Raw genomic sequence first — 22,297 nt, 5'->3', positions numbered from 1 at the left:
AAAGGACACCTGTCGTGCCCGAACCATTGCGCACCTTGTTCTGCATCGGCAACAACCAGAACTTCTTCGATCTCCCCAAGGCGGAGATCGGCCCGGTCTGGGTCGGCATCTCCACTATGCTCTCCGATCTCAAGCGCATGGACGGCGTCGACATCATCGGCACCTTCGACGACGACGCCCACATGGTCGGACCGTCCGATGGGTGGCCGTGGACGTGCTACGTCCTCGCCGACGTCAAAGACCAGGAGACAGTGAAGAACGCGTGCAACCTGTTGCGCACCACAATGATCGGCGAGTTTGCATTGTGGAGGTATTTCAAGATCGAAGCTCGTATGGGTCGTGAGCTGACCATTCGGGACGACGTGGACGTGTAGACGTGACCGACATGTCGGACCGACTGTCCGCGCTCGAAGTCAAGGACGCTGCCCGGTTATGCCTGATGCGCTACATGGACCTGTGCGACGTCCCCGGTTCCCTGGAGCATCCCGAACAGATCGGCGCGCTGTTCACCGGCGATGCGACTTGGGAAGGCATCGGATCGGAGTACACAGACAAGTTCGGGATCGCTCACGGGCGCGAGGACATCGTCGCTCTGGTCTCTCGATATCTTCCACCAGCCGAACATTTCGTTCGCAACACGCATCTGCTTGGCAGCGAACGGATCCGGGCCGAGCGCGACAGTGCTCACGGTCGATGGATCATGCAACAACTGTCGCTGTACACGGACGGCACGGCCGAACTGCTGTGTGCCCGACTCGAGATCGATTTCGAGATCACCCGCTCGGCGGACATCACGGCCCGCATACACCGATTCCGCACCCAGCGCATGTTCGCGACACCCCTACCCATCGACGCGATGAGTCATCTGCACTGATGCGGACACCCGCACGTGACGAGTTCGAAGGAAGCAAACACATGACGACGATCGAACATTCGATCCAGAACAATTACGGGGATCTCGTCGGCACCGATCGGGTCGCCGGACGGCTCTACACGGACCCAGAGATCTTCCGTGTCGAGATGGAGAAGATCTTCTACCGCACGTGGGTGTGGGTCGCGCACGAGAGCGAGATCCCCGAGCCTGGTTCGTTCAAGACCACTCAGGTCGGGGATCAGCCGGTGATCGTCACTCGTGACCGCAAGGAAAACTTCAACACCCTCCTGAACCGCTGCCGGCACCGCGGCGCGACCGTCTGCGACCAGCGCAGCGGCAAGGCCAACGGCTTCACGTGCCCGTACCACAACTGGTCCTACGCTCTCGACGGTCGATTGCGCGGTATCCCCTATCCGGACGGCTACGAGGGAGTCATCGACAAGAAGGACTTCCCACTCCAGACGCTGCGCACCGAGAGCTACCTGGGCATGATCTGGGCGACCTTCAACCAGGACGCCGAACCCCTCGAGGATTTCCTCGGTGACGCCAAGCTCTGGATGGAGCGCTTCTTCAAGCAGAGCAACGGACTGCCGACCAAGGTGCTCGGCGTCCACAAGTTTCGCTTCAAGGGCAACTGGAAGATCCAACTGGAGAACACCACGGACGGCTACCACTTCCCGATGGTGCACAAGTCATGGATGGCCTCCGTCGACGCGGAAACCGCCGACATGATGTCGTTCATGGACGATCCGGTCGCCGAGACACATTCGCTCGGCAACGGACACAGCGTCGCGATCATGGCCGCTGCCCACGTCGACCTCGATATTGACGACGGCACCGAGGAGATCCAGCCACGCTTCCAGCATCTCGTCGACGAACTCGCCGAGGCCGGGGAGAGTCCGGAGCGGATCCGTCGCTACATGCGCTCGATGCACGGCTGCGGGTTCAACCTCAACACTTTTCCGAATGTGGCGATGTCCTCGTCGTTCTTCCGGGTCTTGATTCCCATCTCCGTCGACGAGACTGAGATCTGGCACATGGCCATCGGCATGGACGGCGGCCCTGAATCCGTCAACCGGGAGCGTCTGCGTATTCACGAGCACTTCCAGGGCCCGTTCGGCTTCGGCAGCCCCGACGATGCGGAGGGTTGGACCCGGGTCCAGATCGGTGCCGGCGGCAATCCCGACATGCCCATCCTCGTCAACCGCGGCGAGGGGCGCGAATACCTCACCGAAGAAGGTTGGCCCACTTCACATGTCACCGACGAGACAGGAATGCGCGAGGCCTACGCAATGTGGAAGAAGCTGATGAGCGATGACTGACCCGAGCCTGACCGATCCCCGCGTGTTGCGTGCCATAGAACTGGTGTGGAAGGAGGCCGAAGCCCTCGACGCGAAGGACTACAAGTCCTGGGAACAGATGTACACCGATGATGGCATCTACGTGATCCCCATCGACCCGGACACGGATGACTTCGCGTCCTCGCTCAACATGGTCTACGACGATGCACGGATGCGCCGACTGCGCGTCCAACGCATGCTCCAGGGTTACTCGCCGTCCGCGGTCGCCGCAGCACGCACCGTCCGCGTGATCTCCCGCTTCACCGTGCAGAAACGCACCGATACTTCGGTCACCCTCCGCTCGGCGCAGATCGTCAACGCCTTCAAACGCAACGAGTTCTTGACCCTCGGCGCGGATCTGACGCACACGATCGTGTTCGACGACGAGGGCGACGACAGGATCGCGCTCAAGGTGATCCGTCTGATCGACAGTGAGGACGCGGTCAGCGCGTCCGGCTATCTGCTCTGAGAGGCCGCCATGAATCCTCATGCCCCGGGTATCGCGGTCGTCACCGGAGCCGCCGGCGGAATGGGCACCGCCATCGCCCGTAAACTGCATACCGACGGCCGGCGGGTGCTCCTCGCCGACCTCGACACCGCCGCGGTCGACGCCCTCGCGGCGGAGCTGTCCCTCGACGGGTCCACAGCCCGCGGCATCAAGTTGGACGTCGGCCGCAAGGCGGCCTTCGAGGAAGGCCTCGCAGTCTGTGAAGACCTGTGGGGCACGCCCACCATCGTCGTCAACAACGCCGCGGTCACCCGCGCGGCCGACCTGATGACACTCGGTGAAGACGAGTTCACGGACGTGCTCACCACGAACGTCAACAGCGTCTTCTTCGGCTGTCAGGTGTTCGGAGCGGCGATGGCCAGCAAGGGATTCGGTCGCATCGTCAACATGGCTTCGCTCGCGGGCCAGAACGGCGGCACCGCCACCGGCGGGCACTACGCGGCATCGAAGGGCGCGATCCTGACCGCCACCAAGATCTTCGCGCGGGAACTCGCCGCGCGAGGCGTGACGGTCAACGCGATCTCCCCGGGCCCACACGATCTGCCGGTCGTCCGCAAGACGGTTCCGGCCGACAAACTCGACGGCATCGTTGCCGGCATTCCGGTCGGGCGACTCGGCAGCGCATCGTTCGTCGCCGACACCGTCGCGCTGTTGATCTCCGACGACGCTTTCTTCGTCACCGGTGCCTGCTGGGACATCAACGGCGGCCTGTATCTGCGCTGAGCGTTCCATCCCTATCGGCCCGCACCCGTCGCTACACGAGGAGAACCTGACATGACACTCATCGACGTCATCGTCTCCGACATCACCCAGGAAACACCGACCGTCAAGTCGATCACGCTCGTGAAGGCGGACGGGTCACCGCTGGGTCCGTACCTGCCGGGCGCACACATCGACGTCGAGGGCCCGACAGCGATCACACGTCAGTACTCGCTGTGCAGCACCCCGGACGCACCGGACTCGTTCGTCTTCGCCGTCAAGAAGGAGGCGAACTCACGCGGTGGATCCGCTGCACTGCACGAACTCTCTGTCGGCGACACCCTCCGCATCAGCACACCCCGGAATCTGCTCGCCATCGCCGAAGAGGCACAGCACCACGTGCTCGTCGCCGCCGGCATCGGCATCACTCCGATGCTGAGTATGGCCCGCTACATGGACGTTCACGGCATCAGCTTCGAACTGCACTACTTCGCCCGCACCGAATCCGAAGCAGCATTCCTGCCGCTGCTGAACGACCGCTGCCCCGACAAGCTGCATCAGCATCTCGGAGTGACGCGCGAGGCCCAGGAGCATGTCCTGAAGGACGAATTCGCCGAATTGCCTCCACACACTCACATCTATACGTGCGGACCGGCCGGGTTCATGGACAAGGTCGTTGCCGTCGCGCGTGAGCACGTCTCCCCCGACGCCATCCACCTCGAGAACTTCCACGCCTCGGAGCAACCCGACGCGTCGGCGAACGCCGCATTCGAAGTCGAGCTGGACGGAGAGACCTATCGGATTCCGGCCGACAAGAGCATCGTCGAGGTCCTCCAGGACAACGGTTGCGACGTCGGCACCTCCTGCCAGGAAGGCATCTGCGGAACGTGCATCATGCAGGTCCTGGAGGGTTCGCCCGAACACCGCGACAACGTGCTCACCCGGGCCGAGAAGGAATCCGGGGAAGTCATGGCAGTGTGCGTGTCGCGCACGACAGGGCAGCGACTCGTCCTCGACTACTACTGATCGACAGTGGTCAGGCTTCGTTCGGGACCTCTACGCCGTAGCGGAGGAGGTCCCGAACGAAGGTGCCGATGCTGTCGGAGTCGGTCTTGCTCTTGATCCTAGCCCGATGGACATCGACGGTCTTTACGCTCATCCCCAGCTGGCGGGCGATATTCTGGCTCGGCAGGCCTTCGACGACCAAGGCCAGGATCTGCCGCTCACGCGGCGTCAGCCCCTGGAGTTTCTCCCGCAGCGCTACGCGTGCAGCATGCTCCGCGAAACGCGTCCGAGCGCGGTCGACGCCGGACTGGACCGCGTCGAGCAGCCGTTGCGGATCATACGGCTTCTCCAGGAAGTCCATGGCGCCCTTCTGCAGCGTGGAGACGGACATCCTGATGTCGCCGTGCGCCGAGACGAAGATGATCACGACATGCGGCGCGAACTCGTTGATCCGCTCCTGCAACCTCGTGCCGCTCATGCCCGGCATGCGCACATCGAGCACGATGCAAGCGGGATGCGTGCCGTCGTAGACATCGAGGAAGGCATCGGCACTGTGGCAGATGACCGGTCGGATGCCGATGCTCTCGAGAATCCAGTCGACGGAATCGCACAACGCTGGATCGTCGTCGACGACGTACACGGTGGCCTCGGACGCCGGCGCATCGTTGCCGGTCACATGCTCGGGCATGTCAGCTGTCCGCATCCCATGCTGCTTCGGCAGTCCAGTACGGAGCCCCGACTGCGCTTGTCTTCGGCTCCCAGTCAGTGGTGCGGTGGAGCAGGGGTTCTTCACGACGGACCGATACGTCGGCCGCTTCCGGTCCATCCGCCTCCACGGTCCAATGCACCCAGTTGACCTCGCGTCCGTACTCGTCGTGGACGAACAGGTCAACGTGATGCCATCCGTAGTTGAAGGTGTCCTCGTAGCAGGTGAGGAACATCCGATGGTGATTGACCGGGCGCGGTTTCAGCATCGAGAATTCTCCAGTCGTCATCAGGGGCATGGTCTTCGAATCACTCGTCCAGCGGGGGACTTTCGCGGAGAATTGCTTCGAGTCTCTCCCCGACCTCGAACAGGTAATCCTCCCTACCCGGCAGGCCGACGAGCTGTATTCCGAGCGGCAGTCTCGCAGTGGTGCGCGCTCCGGGCACAATCACCACGGGTAGGCCCAGCAACTGCCACGGGCGGCTGAGGATCGGCGAACCGGTCGCCGACAATCCCTTCGGTGCAGGTCCGCTCGCGGCAGGACCGACGATGAGGGATGGTCCGTCGAGAATCTCGCCCAACAACTCCCGCGAGCGATCCCGTCGGATCAACGCAGCCGTGTGGTCGGAGACCGAGATTGTCTGTCCCTGCTGCAGCAGGTCTCGGATCTGCGGGCTCAGATCGTCCCGCTGCCGTTCGAACTCACGAGCTCGGGTGCGTGCGGCCTCGAAGGCCATGATCGTCGCGTGGTCCTCGGCGAGAGTCTGCACGTGGTCGTCCCAGTCGAGCATTTCCGAATGCAGGCCTAGTCCGGCCAGAACAGACGGAAGACGGCCCAGCAGAGCGATCATCGGAGGGTCGAGATATCCGAGATAGCTTCCGCCCCAGACGAACGCACATTCCGGAAGACCGGACTGAACAGCGGCGGCTGAGCCGAGGAACGCATCGTGGACGTATCGCAGATCGGCGACGGTGCGGGTGAGCAGCCCCAGGGAATCGAGGGAGTCGCTCAGGCCGACAATTCCTGCCATCTCGGTACTGCCGTGGGCGAGAACCAGTCCGGCCGTGCCGCAATAGGACGCCGGTCGGGTCAGGGAACCCGCGGTCTGGGTACCGAGCGCCAACGGCACGGTGCCGGCACCGACCGCGGCGGCGGACCCGCTCGACGATCCTCCGGGCGTGTGCTCAGGTGCATGAGGATTGCGCGTGGGACCGGGACGGAAGTAACCGAACTCGGTCGTGACGGTCTTGCCTTGGACGACGGCGCCGAGCGAACGCAATCGTTCCACGCAGGGCGCGTCCGCGACAGCTGCCGCGGCGGATGTGACCGGCGATCCCGCACGGGTCGGCATGCCGGCGACGTCGATCAGGTCCTTCACACCGACGGAAATCCCTCGCAAAGGCAGGTCTCGGCGGTCGGCATCGATCGTCGCCACGTCCTCAGCAGTAGTGCTCGACAGTTGCACCCACGCCTGCAGTACGGGTTCCTGAGCGTCGATTGCCGTTCTGGCTCGGGACACGAGTTCCGTCGCCGTCGTCGAACCGGTCCGGACCGACCTCACCTGATCTTCGATGGACACGTCAACCACGGGCGCGTTCACATCATCCTCCTGCAGTCGCTGACCTCCCCATTCTGCCCAGTAAAAGGACGTACCGACAGTAAAGGTTTCCCTCCTACCCGAGTGACGCAAGGCGACATAGGTTTTCCACACCGTTGGGCTTCCGATCACCAACGGAGCACTCGCCGCTCACTCCAGCCCCATTCCCAGCCCACAAGAAAGGCGGCCTCTCATGGCTTCGACCGTGGCGCCGGACAAGATCATCGATCCTTCCGATCCGAAGGCATCGAAGAAGATCGACTTCGGCAGAATGAACCGCAAGGCCTGGTTGATCACTGCACTCCTCGTTCTTTTTCAGATCGTCGCGTTCGCCGACAAGGCCGTACTCGGACTCGTTGCGTCAGAAGCGATCCCGGACCTGGGAATCTCGGCCGTCGAGTTCGGTTTCATCGGCAGTGCGTTCTTCTTCCTCTACGCCGTGGTTTCCGTCGTTACCGGATTTCTCGCAGCGCGGTTCTCGGTGCGGTGGATCATCCTGACGATGGGCGTCGTGTGGGCCGTGATGCAGTTTCCCATGCTGCTCGGTGGCGGCGCCGCGATCCTTCTGGTCACCCGCATCGTTCTCGGCGGCGCCGAGGGCCCGGCCACCGCGATGTCACTGACCTCCGCCCACTCCTGGTTCGAACCCCGACGTCGCGCGCTTCCCTCCAATCTTGTCGCTGCGGGCTCGACCCTCGGTCCGGTCCTCGCCGCACCTGCCCTGGCCTGGGTCATCGGTGCTTGGGGATGGCGCTGGGCGTTCGGCGTCCTCGGTATCGTCGGTCTGGTCTGGGTGATCGCCTGGTTGATCCTGGCTGGCGACGGACCCTACGCGGGCCACGGGAAGAAGGATTCCGCCAGCAAGGATGCCCCCGAGGCGAACGCCGAGTCCGCTCACGAAATCGCCACGGATGATGTCGACAAGCAACCGGCCGTCTCGCTCTGGCGGGCATTCGCGAGCTTGACTTTCCTCGCCGCGGTCATCGGCGGAGGTTCGAACTTCTGGGTGCAGGGGTTCGTGACCACCTGGCTGCCCCAGTACCTGGGGACCGTGGTCGGACTTTCGTTGCCCCAAGTCGGGACGGTCACCACGATTCCCTGGATCCTGGGAGCGCTCGTGCTTCTCTTCCTCGGATTCCTCGGTCACCGACTGATGCAGCGGGGATACAACGCGCATCGGTCCATCGCGATCCCCTTCGGTATCGCAGCACTCGTTGCCGGTGTGTGCTTCATCCTGGTCCAGGCGGCCTCCGGTGTCGCCGCCGTCGCGTTGCTCTGCATCGCCGCAGGTTGCAGCCTCGCCTACCCGATGACCGCCTCAGCGCTGGCATTCGCGGTCGGCGCACGGCAGCGTCCGATCATGATGGCCACGCTGGGCGGTGTCGCGTCGATCGGCGCAATCATCTCCCCCACCCTCGTCGGATGGCTGATGACCCGCGCGGGGTACGTCTCGCCGCCCTCGGGCACGTCCCTCACCCCCGAGATGGCGAACAACATGGCCGTAGGCGTACATCAAGCCTTCACGATCACCGGTGTCGTCCTGCTCGTCGGCGGCGTGCTGTGCATCCTCTTCCTCCGTCCCGAGGCCCTCGGACGCACCCTCCAGGCGCGTCACCGCAAAGGCTGAACCGAGCCGGATCGATCGTCGTTCCGACCAAGGAGTGCTTATGTCCCTCGACACCGTCAGTATCGACAAGGGCCTGTTCCGCAAGGTCATGGGCCACTATCCCACGGGCGTTGCAGTGATCACCGGACGCGCGGCCGACGGCGAACTGCTCGCCCTCGTCGTCGGGACCTTCAGTTCGGTGTCCCTCGATCCTCCCCTGGTCTCGTTCATGCCGATGAAGACGTCCCGGACGTTCGACAAACTCCGGCGATGCGAGTCGATATGCATCAATGTCATCGGGGGCGAGCAGGAGGATCTTGTCGCCACGATCGCCCGGCGCTGGGAGAACAAGTTCGACGGCATCGAATGGTTCACCTCTCCGTCCGGCAACCCGGTTCTCGAGCAATCGGTCGCCTGGATCGACGCACGCATGACGAACACGGTCGATGCCGGCGACCATTGGATCGTCCTCTGCGCCGTGAGCGATCTGGCGGTCACCAACCCCGTGGCGCCTCTGATCTACTTCCAGGGCGGTTACGGCAGCTTCGTGAGTACGTCGCTGATCGCTCGGCTGCAGCACGAGATCACCGATTCGATCAGCGCGGCGGAGGCCCTCCGCCCGGAGGTGGAAGCGCTCGCCCACTCGATCGGTTGCGAGGTCGCGCTGTATACGACGATCGGTCGGGACGAGATGGTCCGAGTGCTGTCGGCCTTCGGCCCCGGCGTGGAACAGACGAACGGACTCGCACGACGTATCCCGATCGTGCCTCCGATCGGCGACAGTATCGTCTTCGACCTGTCCGAGGACGAACAGGAACGCTGGCTGTCCAGGGCCATCGGAATCGACGAGGACACGAAGGGGGTCTACCGCCGGCGACTCGGTTTCGTACGCGCCCACGGATACGCACTCTCGCTTCTTCCTCGAGAAGGCCGCACCGCCTACGAGACGATGTGCGAAGCGACGCGGCGCTACGAATCAGGTCTGCTCACACCCATGGAGGAACGTGACATCCGGACCGTGATCCCTGGGTCGAACGTCGACTATCGCGTTCACGACCTAGATTCCGACCGTCGCTACGATGTCGGGTCCCTCGTCTTCCCTGTACGCGATCCGGAAGGCCGCTGCACCTCGACCTTGCGTCTGGCTCAACTCCCGCTTCGGAGCACCGGCGCGACGGTCGCTGCATGGGTTTCGCATGCCAGAAGCGTCGCCGCAGCACTCGAGGGCTATAGACACCCCCACGGTTCGTAGGCGGTCGAATGCACCTCTTGTGCCTACATCGCTCGAGGGAACCGCTTGGGCACTGCTCGCAGTTTCATATCCGCGCCCTCGATGTGATCGGAGGTGAAGTGGACCGACCAACGGACGGACCGTGCGTGACCCGACAACCGATCACAGAGAAGCGGTGTGGTCCTCGACGATTCGCTCGGCAATTCGAGCGACGGCGACATTGAGATCCTGTGACAACGTCCGCATCATTACGAAGGCGCGGGCGGCATCGACACCGCAGCGCTGCATCAGAAGACCTTTGGCCTGGCCGATGGTGTCTCGGGTGCCCAATGCCGAGCGCAGATGCAGCTCAGCGCGTGCAGCCGTGAGCTCGGCGGCCGCCTGCGCCGCCAGTGCGGTGCCCAGCGCCACCGCGGCACCGTCGAAGGCCTGCGGTTTCGATGCGAACAGGTTCAGCGAACCGGCGATGTCGGTTCGGGTATGGAGTTGGAAGGACAACACACTCCCGACCCCGACCCTCAGGGCTTCTTCCGTGAATTGCGGCCAGCGCATCTCGGATCGGAGGTCGCTGCTGTAGACCACACTCGTGAGTCCGGCAGCATCTATACAGGGGCCACCGGCGTCGCGTTGGATCCGACCGAGTTCCCGGGACAACGACGAGGTCGCTCCGTGGGATTCGAATGTGTCCTTGCCGATGAGGACGATGTCGGCGCACTCGACCCCCGCAATCGTGGCGGCCGCAGCCGCGGTCACTGCACGCAACGCTTCACCGAGATCGTGCCGGCCGTTCGGTGGTCTTCGTAGATCCCCAAGGGCCTTGATCAAGATCTCGATCGATTCGGCCATGTCGGGAAGCCTCTTCCGCCTGTTTCACGATGCCGCGTGTCAAGGCGAGAAAGTAGCGGGCAAGGTGCCCGTACCACTCACGCTACCCGCGATTGCGGGCACGGGGGTGTGAAGAGCACCTTCTCGACGTTCGGCGGATACCTCAGGCCTCGGGTGGCCGACCGTGGATCAGAGGTCAGAGGGTGTGGCCGAGGATGTGGGTAAGCGCGATGAGAGCGGCGAACCAGATGAGAGTTCCGCCGAGTGTGACGAAGTCTGTGTACATGAGTGGTCTCGATCGTACGCCGGTTGAAGCATCAACGAAGATGTCCGCGATCACAGTCCGTCGTTCCGTTCGGCTGGAGCCGTGTTGCGCCTTTCGCCGAGAGGCGACCGAACGCACGCGGTCCCTTGATATTTCGAAATTCGATGCGGCACATACCGCAACACGGAATATTCGCTGCCGATGTCCTCCCCCGAGGAGATTGCCGGCCCGTCACGTCGCCCGACAAACACCAGGTTCAGCCGGCACTCGACCGGGTACCTCCGAGAGGACACAACGGTTCGAGAGACGAGCAAGCGCAGGAGGACATGTGCCCACCAAGTTGACCGCCACCGACCTTCGAGAACTCCTCGATTCGACGCTCGACGACCCCGCACTCGTTCTGGAGGAGGGACGGTTCCGCGTTGTCGGAGGTCAGGAGCTGACCGATCAGAACCGACCGTTTCTCGTGGTCACGAGGGAAGACCTCCGGAAGCAGCTGCCGCAGGATCGCGACTACGACGAGAGCGACCTCGAACTGCAGGCGGGCGTGCTCGACTCGACCGTCGCAAACCTCGGCGGGTGAGTACGGAGCCGACACCGGTCGTCGGATGATCACCCTTGTATCGGCTGTCTACCGGAACAGTCGGTGACACACTCGAAGAATGAGCGATGAACCCACATCCGCGCCGGTCTGGAATTACCTGATGGACATGGATGGTGTTCTCGTGCACGAGGATCACCTGATTCCCGGCGCCGACGCGTTCCTGACCGAACTCCGCGATACCGGTACGCCGTTCATGGTGCTCACCAACAATTCCATCCGCACGCCCCGAGACCTACGGGCTCGCCTCCTGCGCTCCGGCCTCGACGTGCCGGAGAAGGCGATCTGGACCTCGGCATTGGCGACGGCGACGTTCCTCGCGAATCAACGTCCCGGCGGCAGCGCCTACGTGGTGGGCGAATCCGGATTGACCACCGCGCTACACGACATCGGTTACGTCCTCACCGACAGCGACCCGGACTACGTCGTCCTCGGAGAGACACGCACCTACTCCTTCGAGGCGATCACCACCGCGATCCGCCTGGTCGAACGCGGCGCCCGGTTCATCGCGACCAATCCGGATCCGACCGGCCCCTCACGAGAAGGTTCGCTCCCTGCCACCGGAGCCGTCGCGGCGCTGATCACCCGCGCGACGGGTCGCGAACCGTACTTCGTGGGCAAGCCGAATGCTTTGATGATGCGGTCGGCCTTGCGCGCGATCGGGGCGCACTCCGCACACACGCTGATGATCGGCGACCGCATGGACACCGACATCGTCTGCGGTCTCGAGGCAGGCTTGCAGACGCTGTTGGTCCTGACCGGCATTTCCACCCGCGAGTCCGTCGAGCGATTCCCCTACCGTCCGACCCGCGTCATCAACTCGGTTGCGGATCTGGTCGGCTCCACGGCAAATCCGTTCTGACCGCAAGATTGCCCCTCCAAGATAGCCCCTGCCCGGCCTACTCGACCCGCACTCGTCCGATCCTGCGCAGCACGTCCGCCTCGATCAGCTTCCCTGGCTGATTCAGCGAAAACGGGGTACTCGGGACTCATCGGAACGATCTCCTCGGCTACTGCGGGCGTGAGGGAAGAGGTGGCGTCGTCATGGAGTCGCTGATCTTCGGAGTGATCGCCTCGAGCGCCCTGGTCATAGGCGCGCTGGTCGGCGGACGATTCACCATCCCCAAGCGCGCACTCGCCGCCATGCTGGCCTTTGCGGCAGGCGCACTGATCACAGCACTGACCTTCGAGCTGTTCGAAGAGTCGTATCAACAAGGCGGCATCTGGCGCGCAGCGCTCGGACTCGCGGGCGGCGCGGTCGTCTTCACCCTCCTCAGCCAGCAATTGGACCGGCTGGCCGAGGGCAAACACCCACAGCCCCACGGCAGCGAGAAACTCGACCTCGGCGCCGCCGCAACGGAAAAATCACCCTCCACCGCCTCCGTCAGCGGATCCGCCGGACTGGCACTACTGGCCGCGGTCACCCTCGACGGAGTGCCGGAGAACGTTGCCCTCGGCGTGTCCCTCGGCGAAGGGACAGGTGGCATAACACTGCTCGTGGCGATCTTCGTCTCCAATTTTCCCGAAGCGCTGGTCGGGAGCGCGTCCATGCGTGCGCAGGGCCGATCCCAAACCTTCATCCTCGGCACGTGGTTGATCTGCGCCCTGCTGCTCACCCTGGCCGTCGTTGTCGGCGCCGGCCCCCTCGCTTCGAGTGCGCCCGAAACTATCTCGTTGCCGCTTGCCTTCGCTGCCGGCGCGGTGCTCGCATCGCTGGCAGACACTCTCATGCCCGAGGCCTACGAAAAAGGCGGCCCGACGGTCGCGTTGAGCACCGCCGCTGGATTCGTTCTCTCCTACGTCCTTGCCACGGTGTGACGAGGTACAGTCCTCCGGTCAGCCGTCGGCGTTCTTGCGATGGTTCGCCAGGAACCGGGTCTTCTTCTCACGGTTGCCGCCGGTGTTCATGTCGCACCACCTGCGGGTGCGGCTTCGGCTGGTGTCGAAGAACACCGCCCGGCAGGTGGGCGGTCCGCACAGGGCCAGTCTGCCGTTGCGTTCACCGGTGATGACGTCGATCGCATCGGCGGCAATCGCCCCCGGGGCGTCATGCCGGAGGCCGAGCCCAATGGCCACCGACGCTCCCTCTCGGGTGTCAGGACAGCGGGGTTTCCTACAGCGCGACGATGGACTATTCCCTCGGCAAGGACACGGGGCCGGGCATAATGTGCTGGAATCAGCGAGTATCGGCCCACCCCACCGATGAAGCACCGAGTCCGAGCGAAGCATCGTGAAGGGCCGAGTCGACCGGTGGAGGATTCGTGCGCATGAGCCGTGCACCAGCTGTTCCGCGCGCCGCTCATCATGTCGGCGCACACTGGCGCGCTTTGTCCGAGGTCAAGGGCACCGGTAAGCGGTTCGCGCCGGCAATGACCGCATCCCTGCCACCTGCTGCGCGGCGCTGGATCAACCATGCCGTCGCCGAGGGCACGCCGATGGCCGCAGCCGCACGGCTGGAGATGTCCGGGGAGATCAGACTCGGCTCCTGGCGACCGTTCACCGCCGTCCAGCTCCTCGCCCCGGCGACAGGATTCATCTGGGCTGCTACGACTCGGATCGGCCCGGTGCCCGTATCGGGGTACGACCGTTTCACCGACGGGGGTGGCGAGATGCGTTGGCGGATCGGGGGAATCATCCCCGTGATGTCCGCCGAGGGTCCGGATGTCAGCGACAGTGCGGTCGGTCGCCTGGCCGGAGAAAGCATCTTCGCGCCCACCTCGTTTCCTCTCGCACGGTGGCGCGGCGACGAGTTCGTCGCCTCGGCGACCTGGACGGTGGACGGCCGCAAGGAGACCGTGCGTCTGGATGTCGCCGATGACGGGGCGTTGTGCGGGGTGCGGATGCTGCGCTGGGGCAACCCCGACAATCACGAGTTCGGCCGGTATCCGTTCATCGTCACAGTCGAGGCCGAACGCCGGTTCGGCGGCATGACCATCGCCTCGCGGATCCGCGCGAGTTGGGACACGGGTACCGGTGGGCACGGCGAGTTCTTCCGCGCCGAGATCACCTCTGCCGACTTCTTCTGACGGTCTACGAGGCCTGCCGCGGGAACCGGCGTCGTCACTCCCTGCCGGGTGTCTGTGTGTGGTCCCGCCGGTCGGCCGTCCACACCGATTGCAGCATGTGCCAGTCGGCAGGATGCGCGGCGATACCGGCAGCGAACCGGTCGGCCAGCCTCTGGGTCGTGGCGTGGACGCCGCCTGCGGTATCGATCGGTGCGTCGACGTGGAATCCCCAGCCGCCCGGAGTGAACCAGCAGTGCACCGGTAGCAGCGGTGCGCCGGTATCGATCGCGAGTTTGGCCGGGCCGGCCGGCATGCAGGCCGGTTCGCCGAAGAAGGTGACCGGCGCGCCCGTTCCTGTCAGATCCCGTTCACCGAGGAGCCCGACGAACCGTCCCTCCCGGATCCGGACGGCCAGCTGTTCGAACGGTGGGACAGTGCCGCCGGTGAGCGGGATGATCTCGAACCCCAGACCTTCACGGAACCGGACGAAGCGGCGGAACAACGATTCCGGTTGCAGCCGTTCGGCGACGACGGTCGGTGTGCCGATCCGCTGTACGATCCACACTCCCGCCAGGTCCCAGTTTCCGCTGTGCGGAAGCGCCAACACTGCGCCGCGCCCACGGGCGACGGCCTCGTGGATATGTTCGAGACCGGTGGCCGCGGAGTCGATGGTCTCGGCCAGCCGTACCGGATCCATCGACGGCAACCGGAACGCTTCGCACCAATACCGCGCGTACGAACGCAGGCTCGCGCGTACGAGTTCATCCGGTACCTGATCGGGAGTGGTGGACAACACCCGAGCGAGGTTGCGGCGTAGTTGGATCGGTCCGCCGTTTCGGGCCGCTCGATCCGCGGCCATCTCGAACAGGCGCCTCGCCGGCTCCTCCGGTAGCGCGCATACCGCCCACCAACCGGCGGCGTATGCGAGATCCCAGGCTCGATCCTTCATGCGCATCGAGTACCCCGAACACGGAGGTCGACAACGATGACCATCACGACGGGCACTGCGCGACGTTCATCTGATCGGCCACCCCGGGAGTCGTCCTGCTTCCTGCCACTTACGGTCCCACCGAGACAGTCTCTGCCGGTTCATCTCGACGTGGACGCCGAACAGCGTGAGCGCGCATGCCACGGTGCCGAGGACGAGAATCACCAGAGCCGCACCGAGCGCCGCGACCGCATTCTCGGTACCGGTGCGGGGAACCGGCATGTAGTCGCCCGTCTCGTCGACCCATATGCGGACCGTCTCTCCCGTGCGGCCGCGGCCCTCGAGACCCACTCGGCCGATGTACTCGACGCCGTCGTACTCCCACCGAGCAAGAACAGAATCGAAATGAGGCGAAGACTCGGCCAACGGGTCGGGGACCGACACGTCGTCGGGATCGTCATCGAGAACGACCGCGGGCACCTGCCTCCCTTCGGCCATCTGCTGATGCGACCGTTCGCTGAACTGCGCATACGACACGGTCCCGACGACACCGGCCACAGGCACCAACAGCAGCATGAGGCCCACCAGGAGCACGACCGCGACAGCTTCGACGCGGTCGATTCCACGCATGAGCGGATTCGCGCTCCACGGCCTCAGGCGCCACCACCGCACCGTCAGGGTGTCTTCGCGGATCATCACACTCTCCGGACATCGAGCTCCTGTCCCGAGTGTCGATCGTCCGTGCCTGTGGATGTAGAGCCGAAGGTCGTGTCACAACCGGGTCTACCTGCAGCGACCGAGGGACCTCGGTAACGAGCCACGCCCACCCCGTCCGACTTGCGAACAAAAATCCGGCTGCTTGCAGATCGCTCTGCCGACAGCCGGATTCGGTGTGCTGTATTCGCGTCGCCTACCCGGTAGGCGGGACGGCCGGTGCCTCGCGCGACAGGATCGGAAGCCGCGACGCGAACGGCAGAAGCACCACGACGACCAACGCGACCACCAACACGCCGAGCGCCATGCCCGACAGCACGTCGTGGACGTAGTGCACCCCCACCGTCACCCGAGAGAAGGCGAGCACTGCGGCGAGCGGAGCGCCCAGCCAGATCAGACGCGGAGCCGCGAGGACACACGCCGTGGCGAACGACGCCGCGATGACGGAGTGGTTCGACGGCCAGGACCAGTCCCCCACCTCGGGGCATTCCAGCACCGTCTCGATGCCGAGTGCGCGGCACGGTCGCGGTTCCGTCACCACGAGCTTGACGAGTTCGCTCGACAGGTAGGCACCCACGACACCGATGCCGCCCACAGCGAGGGTGCCGAAGCCGCGGCGATCGTTCCGCCACAGCCACGCCGCGAGCACACCGGTGAAGGCGACCAGGACGAGCAGCCCTTTGTCGGCGACGAGACCTGCGAGCGGTCCGAGGAAGGATCCCTCGACGGTCTGAGCTACGGACAGATACAGGCGGTCGCGCATCGGCACCGTCGCCGCCGCGAGAAGAGTCAGCACGAGCGCCACCCCTACGGCAGGAATGAACATCGAGCGGACCAACCGCGGGGATACAGGAGGTGAACTCTCGGTGACGACCATGACCGAATACGCTATCGCGCCACCTTGCCCGGCTGCAGACCGGCAGGTCGGGCGGGTTCCACCGTGCGTCTCACTCGGCAGGTTTCAGTAGGGCTCGACGGAACTAGGCTCACAGGCGTGTGGCGAACCTGGATCCTTTCCGCAGCGACGGTGGCCGTCGCGGCCGTCGTTCTGCTCACCGGCGCATTCGACGTGACCTCTGTGGTGACGGCAGTACTGCTGCTCGCCCTTGCCTGGGTCACCTCGCCCCTGTTCTTCCCCCATCACGTCGACGACGCGACCGCCCGTCGCGACGCCGCCGCCCGCGGCGTTCCGGTGGTGTACTGGCGCCCGGGGTGTGCGTTCTGCATCCGGTTGCGCGCCACCCTGCGCACCCGCGCGCGTCGCGCGATCTGGGTGAACATCTGGCGGGATCCCGCCGCGGCCGCTCGGGTCCGGGAAGTCAACGGCGGGAACGAGACGGTGCCGACGGTGTTCGTCGGCGATGGGTCGCATACCAATCCCGACCCACGTTGGCTTCGCGATCAACTGGTCTGACGAACCGACCCCCGACACGAACGAGGTCCCGGATCCGTGTGGATCCGGGACCTCGTCGATGCAGAGCGGTCAGCGGCGCACGCCCCGGCCGGTGACGGCCTTGACGAGGAACAGCAGGATGACCGCGCCGAGGAGGCAGGTCAGGAAGCTGAAGATCAGTCCGCCGCCTTCGACGTCCACGCCGAAGACCTTCAGCAGGAAACCACCGATCAAGCCGCCGATGACGCCGACGACGATGTTGAGGAGAATGCCCTGCTGGGCGTCGGTGCCCATGATCTTGCTACCGATCCAACCGGCGAGACCACCGATGATGATCCAACCGAGGATTCCGAGTCCGAGCATGTGCAGTCCTTTCGTGAACACTGGCTAGTTCGACTCAACTCAGATACCCAGTCGTCCCACCAGTCACACCTCTCACTTCTGACAAGTTCAGAGTGGCACGAATGCGACGCCCGGAAGGCCGGATTCGACGGTTCCGATCGTGGCACGTGCCGTCTGCCCGACGGGGACGGCTCGCGCTGGCACACTCGTGCGCATGACCCAACCTCCCGTCACGATCACCGTCACCGGTCATGCCGAGCGCACCGTCGCACCCAACCGGTGCACGGTGGTGTTGCGGGTGCACGCCGACGGCTCGTCGCGCAAGCAGGCCGCCGAACCGGTGACCGCAGCCGTCGCCACCATCACCGATCTCGTGACCGAACTGCGCAGGCGCACCCCGAGCCCGGTGAAGCGGTGGACCTTCGATCGGGTGCGCCACAGCCGGCGGCGCCCGATCAACCGCGAGGGCAAGAACCGGCCGTGGGTGTACAACTCGTCGGCGTCGATCACCGTCACCTTCCACCAGTTCGACGCTGTGGGCGCGTTCGTCGAACGGGTCGCCGAACTCGAGATGGTCACCGTGGCCGATCTCCAGTGGTGGATGACCCGCAAGGCCCGGAAGAAGCGACTCGCACAGGTCCGCGACCTCGCCGTCCGCGACGCCCTCGACAAGGCGAAGGCGTACACGACGTCATTGGGTCTCGACACGGTTCGTGCGGTGGCCATCGCCGATCCGGGCATGCTCGGCTCCCAGCCCTCACCCGTCCATGCGGGCGGCGCTCCGATGATGCGCACCGCGATGCTGCGCTCGGATGCGATGAGCGCCCCCGAGTCCGCCGAACCCGAGTTGGTCTTCGAACCCGACCGCGTCACCCTCACCGCCGACGTCGAGGCGCGGTTCGAAGCTCCCCCCTGGCGCCGGTGAAACTTCGGTGTTCCGGACCCCGCTCAGCGACGTCGAGAACACCAAACCTCGAGCGCCCCGCTCGATTCCTTGCGCGCCTTGTACAGAAGGTGGCACGATGCGAGCACGCCGCCGATCCGCGCGGCCACAATCGAATAAGGCCCGCCAGGAGTTGCAGCTCCCGACGGGCCGGATGTCCGACTAACAGGGAGTCGAACGTGGGTCAGAATACCCTGGCCGGCGGCGTGCGTCGTGGACCGCGCCTTGCCGCCAACTTCACCGTCCTCAGCAACGCCGTCATCACGGACGAGCGGCTGTCCTTCCGCGCGCGGGGCGTGCTCGCCTGGTTGCTGTCCAAGCCGGACGACTGGCGCACCCGCGCCGACTCGATCGCTGCACAGTCACCGAAGGAAGGTCGCGACGCCATCCGATCGGCCTTACGCGAGCTCGCCGACCTCGGCTACCTGGTACGCGAGAAGATCCAGAACGAGCTCGGCCAGTGGATCACCATCCAGACCATCTACGAACGTCCCGTCACCGAACCGGCGCCTGAGAATCCGACCCGCGGCAGCGCGGACATCGGAGACCCAGGCGCTCTTTCAAGTACCGATACACCAAGGACGGAAACCAACCGCACACCGCGCGTCGCGAAGGCGCCGCTGAGTCCGGCGGTGGTCGAGCTCGCAGCAGCCTGCAGGCGGGCCGGACTGACCGCAACCTTCGTCTACCTCGAACCCGAGGCGGCAGCGGCGATCGAAGCACTCGTCGCCACACACGGCGTGCCGGCTCTGGTTGCGGCAGCGAAATCCGTGCACAGACCGGGCAATCCGATGCGGCTGGCGCACGGATGGTTGCCGTTGTGGCGGTCGCTGCCGACGCCCCGTGTCCTCCGACCGAAGTGCGGCGACTGCGACGAGTACGGGTGGCTTCCCGACGACGAGCAGGGGCGTGCCGTGCGATGCGGATGTCGGGCACCGGCTGCGGCCTGAGATCCGATGCGATGGCACTCGGCCGAATTCCGTTGACCGATCGGATGGATCGGTCGTCTCATGAGAGAGCTGGCGAATTTCGAGATCCTCGAGGAGAAACACGGCGATGGCCACCACGATCGAACGACCGGACGGCACGAGCATCCACGGTCCGGGCAAACTTTCTGCGGAGCGTCTGCAGCACGAGCTCGCGCTGCGTCGACGCGCGCAGCGGATACCGGCAAGGCGACGTCACGACGGAAAAGGTGGGCGTCGGCAGCAGCGGCGTGCCGCCGCCGGAGCATGGTAACTCCGCCCAGCATCGTCGAGGCTGCGGCGTGATCTGTCAGCGGCTCAACAGCGGCGATTCCCGACGATAGTGCGCGTCCAGCACGACAGCCCCGTCCTCGACGCGATCGACATCGGACCACGGAACCAGGCAGGTCCCGCGGTGGCGCCACCGGATCCACCGAGCGAGCAACACCGGGGCACGCACATCGGTGCGTTCGAATCCGAGGTACGAGCCGCGCCGGCGAGGCGAGAGGAGAATGCCGACGACCTCCGGCGACAGCACTCCCCCACGGTCCGATTCAGGCGGACGAGCAGGGATGCGGAAACGTATATCGCACACCCACCCGACGTGGTCGCCGTTGTGCTCGTGGACAGGCAGGTCGAGCAGATCAGTCAGGAGCATGGCTGCCCCCGGGAATGCGGCCGATGATCTGGTCCCGTACCCATCGCTCGGGCCACGTCGCATTTAAGGCCTCGGACCGCACTCGTAGCCGGAGAGTGATACCGACCTCGGCAACGTCGTCCCACTTGATGCGATGCAAGCGGCTTCGGGGCAGACGGCCCCCGAAGATCCGAGTCATCAAGGTTGAGCCGGTGAGGATCGCCTCGACACGCGGTGCTGACGAGGTGACGCCGTCGGATTCGATGCCGCTGAGTTCGATGTCATCGACCGTGGCCACCGGTACGCCGTCACAGTCGAGGATCTGCCGGTCCAGCAGGTGCAGGCGGGCATCGATCAGCCGACCGTCTCGGTCGGTGCCGGCTGGGTGCTCTGATCTGCTCATTGTCCTGCTCCGGTGACGATCATCAACGGTATCGCCGCTGCCGAGGCGGCGACAATGATCACCAGGTAGACGGTACCGATCGCGTTGACGACCGGACCGTTGACATGTTCGCCCATGTACTGCGGGTCGTTGGAGATGATCAGAACCGGTAGATACGTCAAGGGCAGGGCGATCGCGGAGAACACCACCGAGTACTCGGTGACCAGGATCGGGTCCACCCCCGTCATCAGCACACCGACGGCGACGATCAACAACACCAGCATGGTCAGGTGGAAGCGTGCCGCCTCCACCGGGCGTCGGAACTTGCCCCACGACCACCCCAGGAACTGCGCCAGGGTGTAGCCCCCGGACAGTGCGGTTTCGAGCGCCGCGCCGAACGTGGCCGCCACGATCCCGAGGATGATCACCGCCACCGCCAGTTTCCCTCCCGCCTCGGCCACCGGAATCAGCACCTGCGACAGGCTGGACACCTCTACCCCACCCGGCATCAGCACGATCGCCGACAGTGCGGCGATCGCCACCGAGAGGATGCCGCCGAGGGGAAATCCGACCAGAACGTTGAGCCGGGACTTCGCCAGATCTCGCACCGTCCACTTCTCTTCCACTGCGCCGGAAGAGAAGAAGAACACCTCGTACGGAGTCATCGCCGCACCGAACAACGCGATCGCGTAGTACCAATATGCGGCCAGGTTTTCGCCGTCCGACAGGGACGGAGTGAACACCTGGTCCGCGAGCTGCCCCCAGTCCGGACCGAGAAGGAACACCGCCACTGCGAACATGACCAGGCACAGTCCGACCACCCCCGTGACGTTCTCCATCACCGAGAACTTCACCCGCCAGATCACCAGCCACACCGCCAGGGCGGCTACCGGAATCCACATCTTCGGGTTCACACTGCTCGCCAATTGCAACGCCAGCGCGATACCACCGACCTCGGCGGTCAACGTCAACAGGTTGATCAGAAACGACGCGCTCAGATTCGCCACTGCCATGCGCGGCCCGAGGCGTTCGCGAATGATCTCGAAAGTGGCTCGGCCGCTGACCGCTGCGACGCGACCGGACATCTGCGCGAATACACAGATTCCCAGCACCCCTACCGGCACCACCCAGGCCAGCGACAACCCGAAACGCGCACCCACCACTGCATTGGTGACCAGATCACCGATATCGAGGAATCCCCCGATCGCGGTGAGGATGCCGAGAGCGACGGCAAAAAGTCTTTTCATCCGGCCGCCTCGAGACGGTCTCCGAGCGCGAGCAACTCTGTACCCGCACGTCCGAGCTCGGCCGCGACCGCAGTCAGTTCGGGCTGCCCGCCGACTCCCGCAACGATGTCTCGACCCCGGATGATCTGTCCGGTAACCGTGTTCGCCGCCTGCAGGACCTCGGCGCGCAGGTCGCCCTGCTCGGGGGTGTCCACCTCTCGATCCGCGGTTGCCGAGACCGCCTGGTCGACCTCTTCGAGCATGTCCGACAGTGCGGTGTCCGTGGCGGCGGTGGTGTTGCGACCGTCGGCGAAAACCTGCAGGCTCAACTGAGCCGAGACCGCTGCCGAACCGATCTGCTGCGCTGCCCGACCGAAATCGCCTTCCACCCCGCCGCGTATCGAAGCGCACCCGGATGCGAAGACACCCAGGAGCAGCGCTGCAGCGACCACATGGAGCAGCGCACCCCTGCTCCGGCGTCTACCCGTCTCCCGCGAGACGCGC

28 protein-coding genes are annotated in these 22,297 nt (G+C 64.9%); 16 read left to right on the top strand and 12 right to left on the bottom strand.

Going from position 1 to position 22,297, the window contains the following annotated elements; all coding sequences use genetic code 11:
- The first annotated feature begins 14 nt into the window (after positions 1 to 14).
- Genes ACWPOC_RS18250 through ACWPOC_RS18225 form a run of 6 tightly spaced genes read left to right on the top strand, consistent with a single transcriptional unit; the run spans position 15 to position 4,447 of the window.
- On the top strand, positions 15 to 374 hold the full coding sequence (locus tag ACWPOC_RS18250) for a hypothetical protein (protein ID WP_006552110.1): 360 nt from the start codon (positions 15 to 17) through the stop codon (positions 372 to 374).
- A 2-nt stretch (positions 375 to 376) separates the two neighbouring features.
- Positions 377 to 874 carry a nuclear transport factor 2 family protein gene (locus ACWPOC_RS18245; protein WP_455409122.1) on the top strand — a complete coding sequence of 166 codons (498 nt, stop codon included), beginning with the start codon at positions 377 to 379 and terminating at the stop codon, positions 872 to 874.
- Positions 875 to 915: 41 nt separating this feature from the next.
- Positions 916 to 2,196: an aromatic ring-hydroxylating dioxygenase subunit alpha gene (locus ACWPOC_RS18240; protein WP_120284308.1), complete on the top strand. Its 1,281-nt coding sequence runs from the start codon at positions 916 to 918 to the stop codon at positions 2,194 to 2,196.
- Positions 2,189 to 2,683 (top strand): aromatic-ring-hydroxylating dioxygenase subunit beta, encoded by a 495-nt coding sequence (locus tag ACWPOC_RS18235; protein ID WP_120282746.1) that lies wholly within the window; start codon positions 2,189 to 2,191, stop codon positions 2,681 to 2,683. Before ACWPOC_RS18240 ends, ACWPOC_RS18235 begins: the two co-directional genes overlap by 8 nt.
- Positions 2,684 to 2,692: 9 nt before the next feature.
- Entirely contained in the window at positions 2,693 to 3,445 is a 753-nt protein-coding gene (locus ACWPOC_RS18230; protein WP_120282745.1) for an SDR family oxidoreductase, read from the top strand.
- 51 nt (positions 3,446 to 3,496) lie between these two features.
- The gene (locus tag ACWPOC_RS18225) at positions 3,497 to 4,447 is read left to right on the top strand and encodes a PDR/VanB family oxidoreductase (RefSeq protein ID WP_120282744.1); all 951 of its coding nucleotides are present in this window, start codon (positions 3,497 to 3,499) and stop codon (positions 4,445 to 4,447) included.
- Positions 4,448 to 4,457: 10 nt separating this feature from the next.
- Here the strand turns inward: ACWPOC_RS18225 and ACWPOC_RS18220 are convergent, their stop codons facing one another.
- From ACWPOC_RS18220 to ACWPOC_RS18210, 3 genes are read right to left on the bottom strand one after another with little or no spacing between them, the layout of a single operon-like run.
- The gene (locus ACWPOC_RS18220; protein WP_120282743.1) at positions 4,458 to 5,114 is read right to left on the bottom strand and encodes a response regulator; all 657 of its coding nucleotides are present in this window, start codon (positions 5,112 to 5,114) and stop codon (positions 4,458 to 4,460) included.
- Between the two features lies 1 nt (position 5,115).
- Positions 5,116 to 5,400: a hypothetical protein gene (locus tag ACWPOC_RS18215; protein ID WP_120284306.1), complete on the bottom strand. Its 285-nt coding sequence runs from the start codon at positions 5,398 to 5,400 to the stop codon at positions 5,116 to 5,118.
- 40 nt (positions 5,401 to 5,440) lie between these two features.
- Complete coding sequence (locus ACWPOC_RS18210) at positions 5,441 to 6,733, bottom strand: amidase (protein WP_120282742.1); 1,293 nt, start codon at positions 6,731 to 6,733, stop codon at positions 5,441 to 5,443.
- Between the two features lie 190 nt (positions 6,734 to 6,923).
- On the opposite strand from ACWPOC_RS18210, the gene ACWPOC_RS18205 reads away from it, so the two are divergent.
- Together ACWPOC_RS18205 and ACWPOC_RS18200 are read left to right on the top strand one after the other, a co-directional pair.
- Positions 6,924 to 8,357 carry an MFS transporter gene (locus tag ACWPOC_RS18205; RefSeq protein ID WP_455409121.1) on the top strand — a complete coding sequence of 478 codons (1,434 nt, stop codon included), beginning with the start codon at positions 6,924 to 6,926 and terminating at the stop codon, positions 8,355 to 8,357.
- 40 nt (positions 8,358 to 8,397) lie between these two features.
- Positions 8,398 to 9,588 (top strand): flavin reductase family protein, encoded by a 1,191-nt coding sequence (locus tag ACWPOC_RS18200; protein ID WP_455409120.1) that lies wholly within the window; start codon positions 8,398 to 8,400, stop codon positions 9,586 to 9,588.
- 141 nt (positions 9,589 to 9,729) lie between these two features.
- On the opposite strand, the gene ACWPOC_RS18195 is transcribed toward ACWPOC_RS18200, so the two are convergent.
- Positions 9,730 to 10,413 (bottom strand): ANTAR domain-containing protein, encoded by a 684-nt coding sequence (locus ACWPOC_RS18195; protein WP_455409119.1) that lies wholly within the window; start codon positions 10,411 to 10,413, stop codon positions 9,730 to 9,732.
- A 572-nt stretch (positions 10,414 to 10,985) separates the two neighbouring features.
- Between ACWPOC_RS18195 and ACWPOC_RS18190 the strand changes: the two genes are divergently transcribed.
- The 3 genes from ACWPOC_RS18190 to ACWPOC_RS18180 all read left to right on the top strand — a co-directional run bounded on the left by ACWPOC_RS18190 (position 10,986) and on the right by ACWPOC_RS18180 (position 13,076).
- Positions 10,986 to 11,240, top strand: coding sequence for a hypothetical protein (locus ACWPOC_RS18190; protein ID WP_088899005.1), 255 nt, complete (start codon positions 10,986 to 10,988; stop codon positions 11,238 to 11,240).
- A gap of 79 nt (positions 11,241 to 11,319) precedes the next feature.
- Positions 11,320 to 12,120: an HAD-IIA family hydrolase gene (locus ACWPOC_RS18185; RefSeq protein WP_455409118.1), complete on the top strand. Its 801-nt coding sequence runs from the start codon at positions 11,320 to 11,322 to the stop codon at positions 12,118 to 12,120.
- A gap of 182 nt (positions 12,121 to 12,302) precedes the next feature.
- Positions 12,303 to 13,076, top strand: a complete 774-nt coding sequence (locus ACWPOC_RS18180; RefSeq protein ID WP_455409117.1) for a ZIP family metal transporter — start codon at positions 12,303 to 12,305, stop codon at positions 13,074 to 13,076.
- A gap of 18 nt (positions 13,077 to 13,094) precedes the next feature.
- Here ACWPOC_RS18180 and ACWPOC_RS18175 read toward each other — a convergent pair whose 3' ends face one another.
- Positions 13,095 to 13,334, bottom strand: a complete 240-nt coding sequence (locus tag ACWPOC_RS18175) for a CGNR zinc finger domain-containing protein (protein ID WP_455409116.1) — start codon at positions 13,332 to 13,334, stop codon at positions 13,095 to 13,097.
- Positions 13,335 to 13,525: 191 nt separating this feature from the next.
- Between ACWPOC_RS18175 and ACWPOC_RS18170 the strand changes: the two genes are divergently transcribed.
- On the top strand, positions 13,526 to 14,284 hold the full coding sequence (locus ACWPOC_RS18170; RefSeq protein ID WP_455409115.1) for a DUF6920 family protein: 759 nt from the start codon (positions 13,526 to 13,528) through the stop codon (positions 14,282 to 14,284).
- A 34-nt stretch (positions 14,285 to 14,318) separates the two neighbouring features.
- Here the strand turns inward: ACWPOC_RS18170 and ACWPOC_RS18165 are convergent, their stop codons facing one another.
- The 3 genes from ACWPOC_RS18165 to ACWPOC_RS18155 all read right to left on the bottom strand — a co-directional run bounded on the left by ACWPOC_RS18165 (position 14,319) and on the right by ACWPOC_RS18155 (position 16,701).
- Positions 14,319 to 15,218: a phosphatidylinositol mannoside acyltransferase gene (locus ACWPOC_RS18165; RefSeq protein WP_455409114.1), complete on the bottom strand. Its 900-nt coding sequence runs from the start codon at positions 15,216 to 15,218 to the stop codon at positions 14,319 to 14,321.
- A 60-nt stretch (positions 15,219 to 15,278) separates the two neighbouring features.
- On the bottom strand, positions 15,279 to 15,887 hold the full coding sequence (locus ACWPOC_RS18160; protein ID WP_455409113.1) for an Rv1733c family protein: 609 nt from the start codon (positions 15,885 to 15,887) through the stop codon (positions 15,279 to 15,281).
- Positions 15,888 to 16,101: 214 nt separating this feature from the next.
- A complete protein-coding gene (locus ACWPOC_RS18155; protein WP_455409112.1) occupies positions 16,102 to 16,701 on the bottom strand; it encodes a phosphatase PAP2 family protein in 600 nt (199 codons plus the stop codon).
- 198 nt (positions 16,702 to 16,899) lie between these two features.
- Between ACWPOC_RS18155 and ACWPOC_RS18150 the strand changes: the two genes are divergently transcribed.
- On the top strand, positions 16,900 to 17,319 hold the full coding sequence (locus tag ACWPOC_RS18150; RefSeq protein WP_455409111.1) for a glutaredoxin domain-containing protein: 420 nt from the start codon (positions 16,900 to 16,902) through the stop codon (positions 17,317 to 17,319).
- Positions 17,320 to 17,388: 69 nt separating this feature from the next.
- On the opposite strand, the gene ACWPOC_RS18145 is transcribed toward ACWPOC_RS18150, so the two are convergent.
- Positions 17,389 to 17,661: a GlsB/YeaQ/YmgE family stress response membrane protein gene (locus ACWPOC_RS18145; protein WP_019289453.1), complete on the bottom strand. Its 273-nt coding sequence runs from the start codon at positions 17,659 to 17,661 to the stop codon at positions 17,389 to 17,391.
- Between the two features lie 193 nt (positions 17,662 to 17,854).
- Between ACWPOC_RS18145 and ACWPOC_RS18140 the strand changes: the two genes are divergently transcribed.
- The 3 genes from ACWPOC_RS18140 to ACWPOC_RS18130 all read left to right on the top strand — a co-directional run bounded on the left by ACWPOC_RS18140 (position 17,855) and on the right by ACWPOC_RS18130 (position 19,822).
- Positions 17,855 to 18,565 carry an SIMPL domain-containing protein gene (locus tag ACWPOC_RS18140; protein ID WP_455409110.1) on the top strand — a complete coding sequence of 237 codons (711 nt, stop codon included), beginning with the start codon at positions 17,855 to 17,857 and terminating at the stop codon, positions 18,563 to 18,565.
- Positions 18,566 to 18,762: 197 nt separating this feature from the next.
- The gene (locus tag ACWPOC_RS18135; protein ID WP_455409109.1) at positions 18,763 to 19,533 is read left to right on the top strand and encodes a helix-turn-helix domain-containing protein; all 771 of its coding nucleotides are present in this window, start codon (positions 18,763 to 18,765) and stop codon (positions 19,531 to 19,533) included.
- Positions 19,534 to 19,639: 106 nt separating this feature from the next.
- Positions 19,640 to 19,822 (top strand): hypothetical protein, encoded by a 183-nt coding sequence (locus tag ACWPOC_RS18130; RefSeq protein ID WP_147414427.1) that lies wholly within the window; start codon positions 19,640 to 19,642, stop codon positions 19,820 to 19,822.
- A gap of 370 nt (positions 19,823 to 20,192) precedes the next feature.
- Here the strand turns inward: ACWPOC_RS18130 and ACWPOC_RS18125 are convergent, their stop codons facing one another.
- From ACWPOC_RS18125 to ACWPOC_RS18115, 3 genes are read right to left on the bottom strand one after another with little or no spacing between them, the layout of a single operon-like run.
- Positions 20,193 to 20,588, bottom strand: coding sequence for a hypothetical protein (locus ACWPOC_RS18125; protein ID WP_120284285.1), 396 nt, complete (start codon positions 20,586 to 20,588; stop codon positions 20,193 to 20,195).
- Positions 20,585 to 21,814 (bottom strand): NRAMP family divalent metal transporter, encoded by a 1,230-nt coding sequence (locus ACWPOC_RS18120; protein WP_120282702.1) that lies wholly within the window; start codon positions 21,812 to 21,814, stop codon positions 20,585 to 20,587. The genes ACWPOC_RS18125 and ACWPOC_RS18120 overlap by 4 nt, the downstream gene beginning before the upstream one ends.
- Positions 21,811 to 22,245, bottom strand: a complete 435-nt coding sequence (locus ACWPOC_RS18115) for a hypothetical protein (protein WP_455409108.1) — start codon at positions 22,243 to 22,245, stop codon at positions 21,811 to 21,813. Before ACWPOC_RS18115 ends, ACWPOC_RS18120 begins: the two co-directional genes overlap by 4 nt.
- Positions 22,246 to 22,297 lie beyond the last annotated feature (52 nt).

This window comes from Rhodococcus sp. 5G237 (genome assembly GCF_053764735.1).
This window is presented reverse-complemented; position numbering and strand designations above follow the sequence as displayed.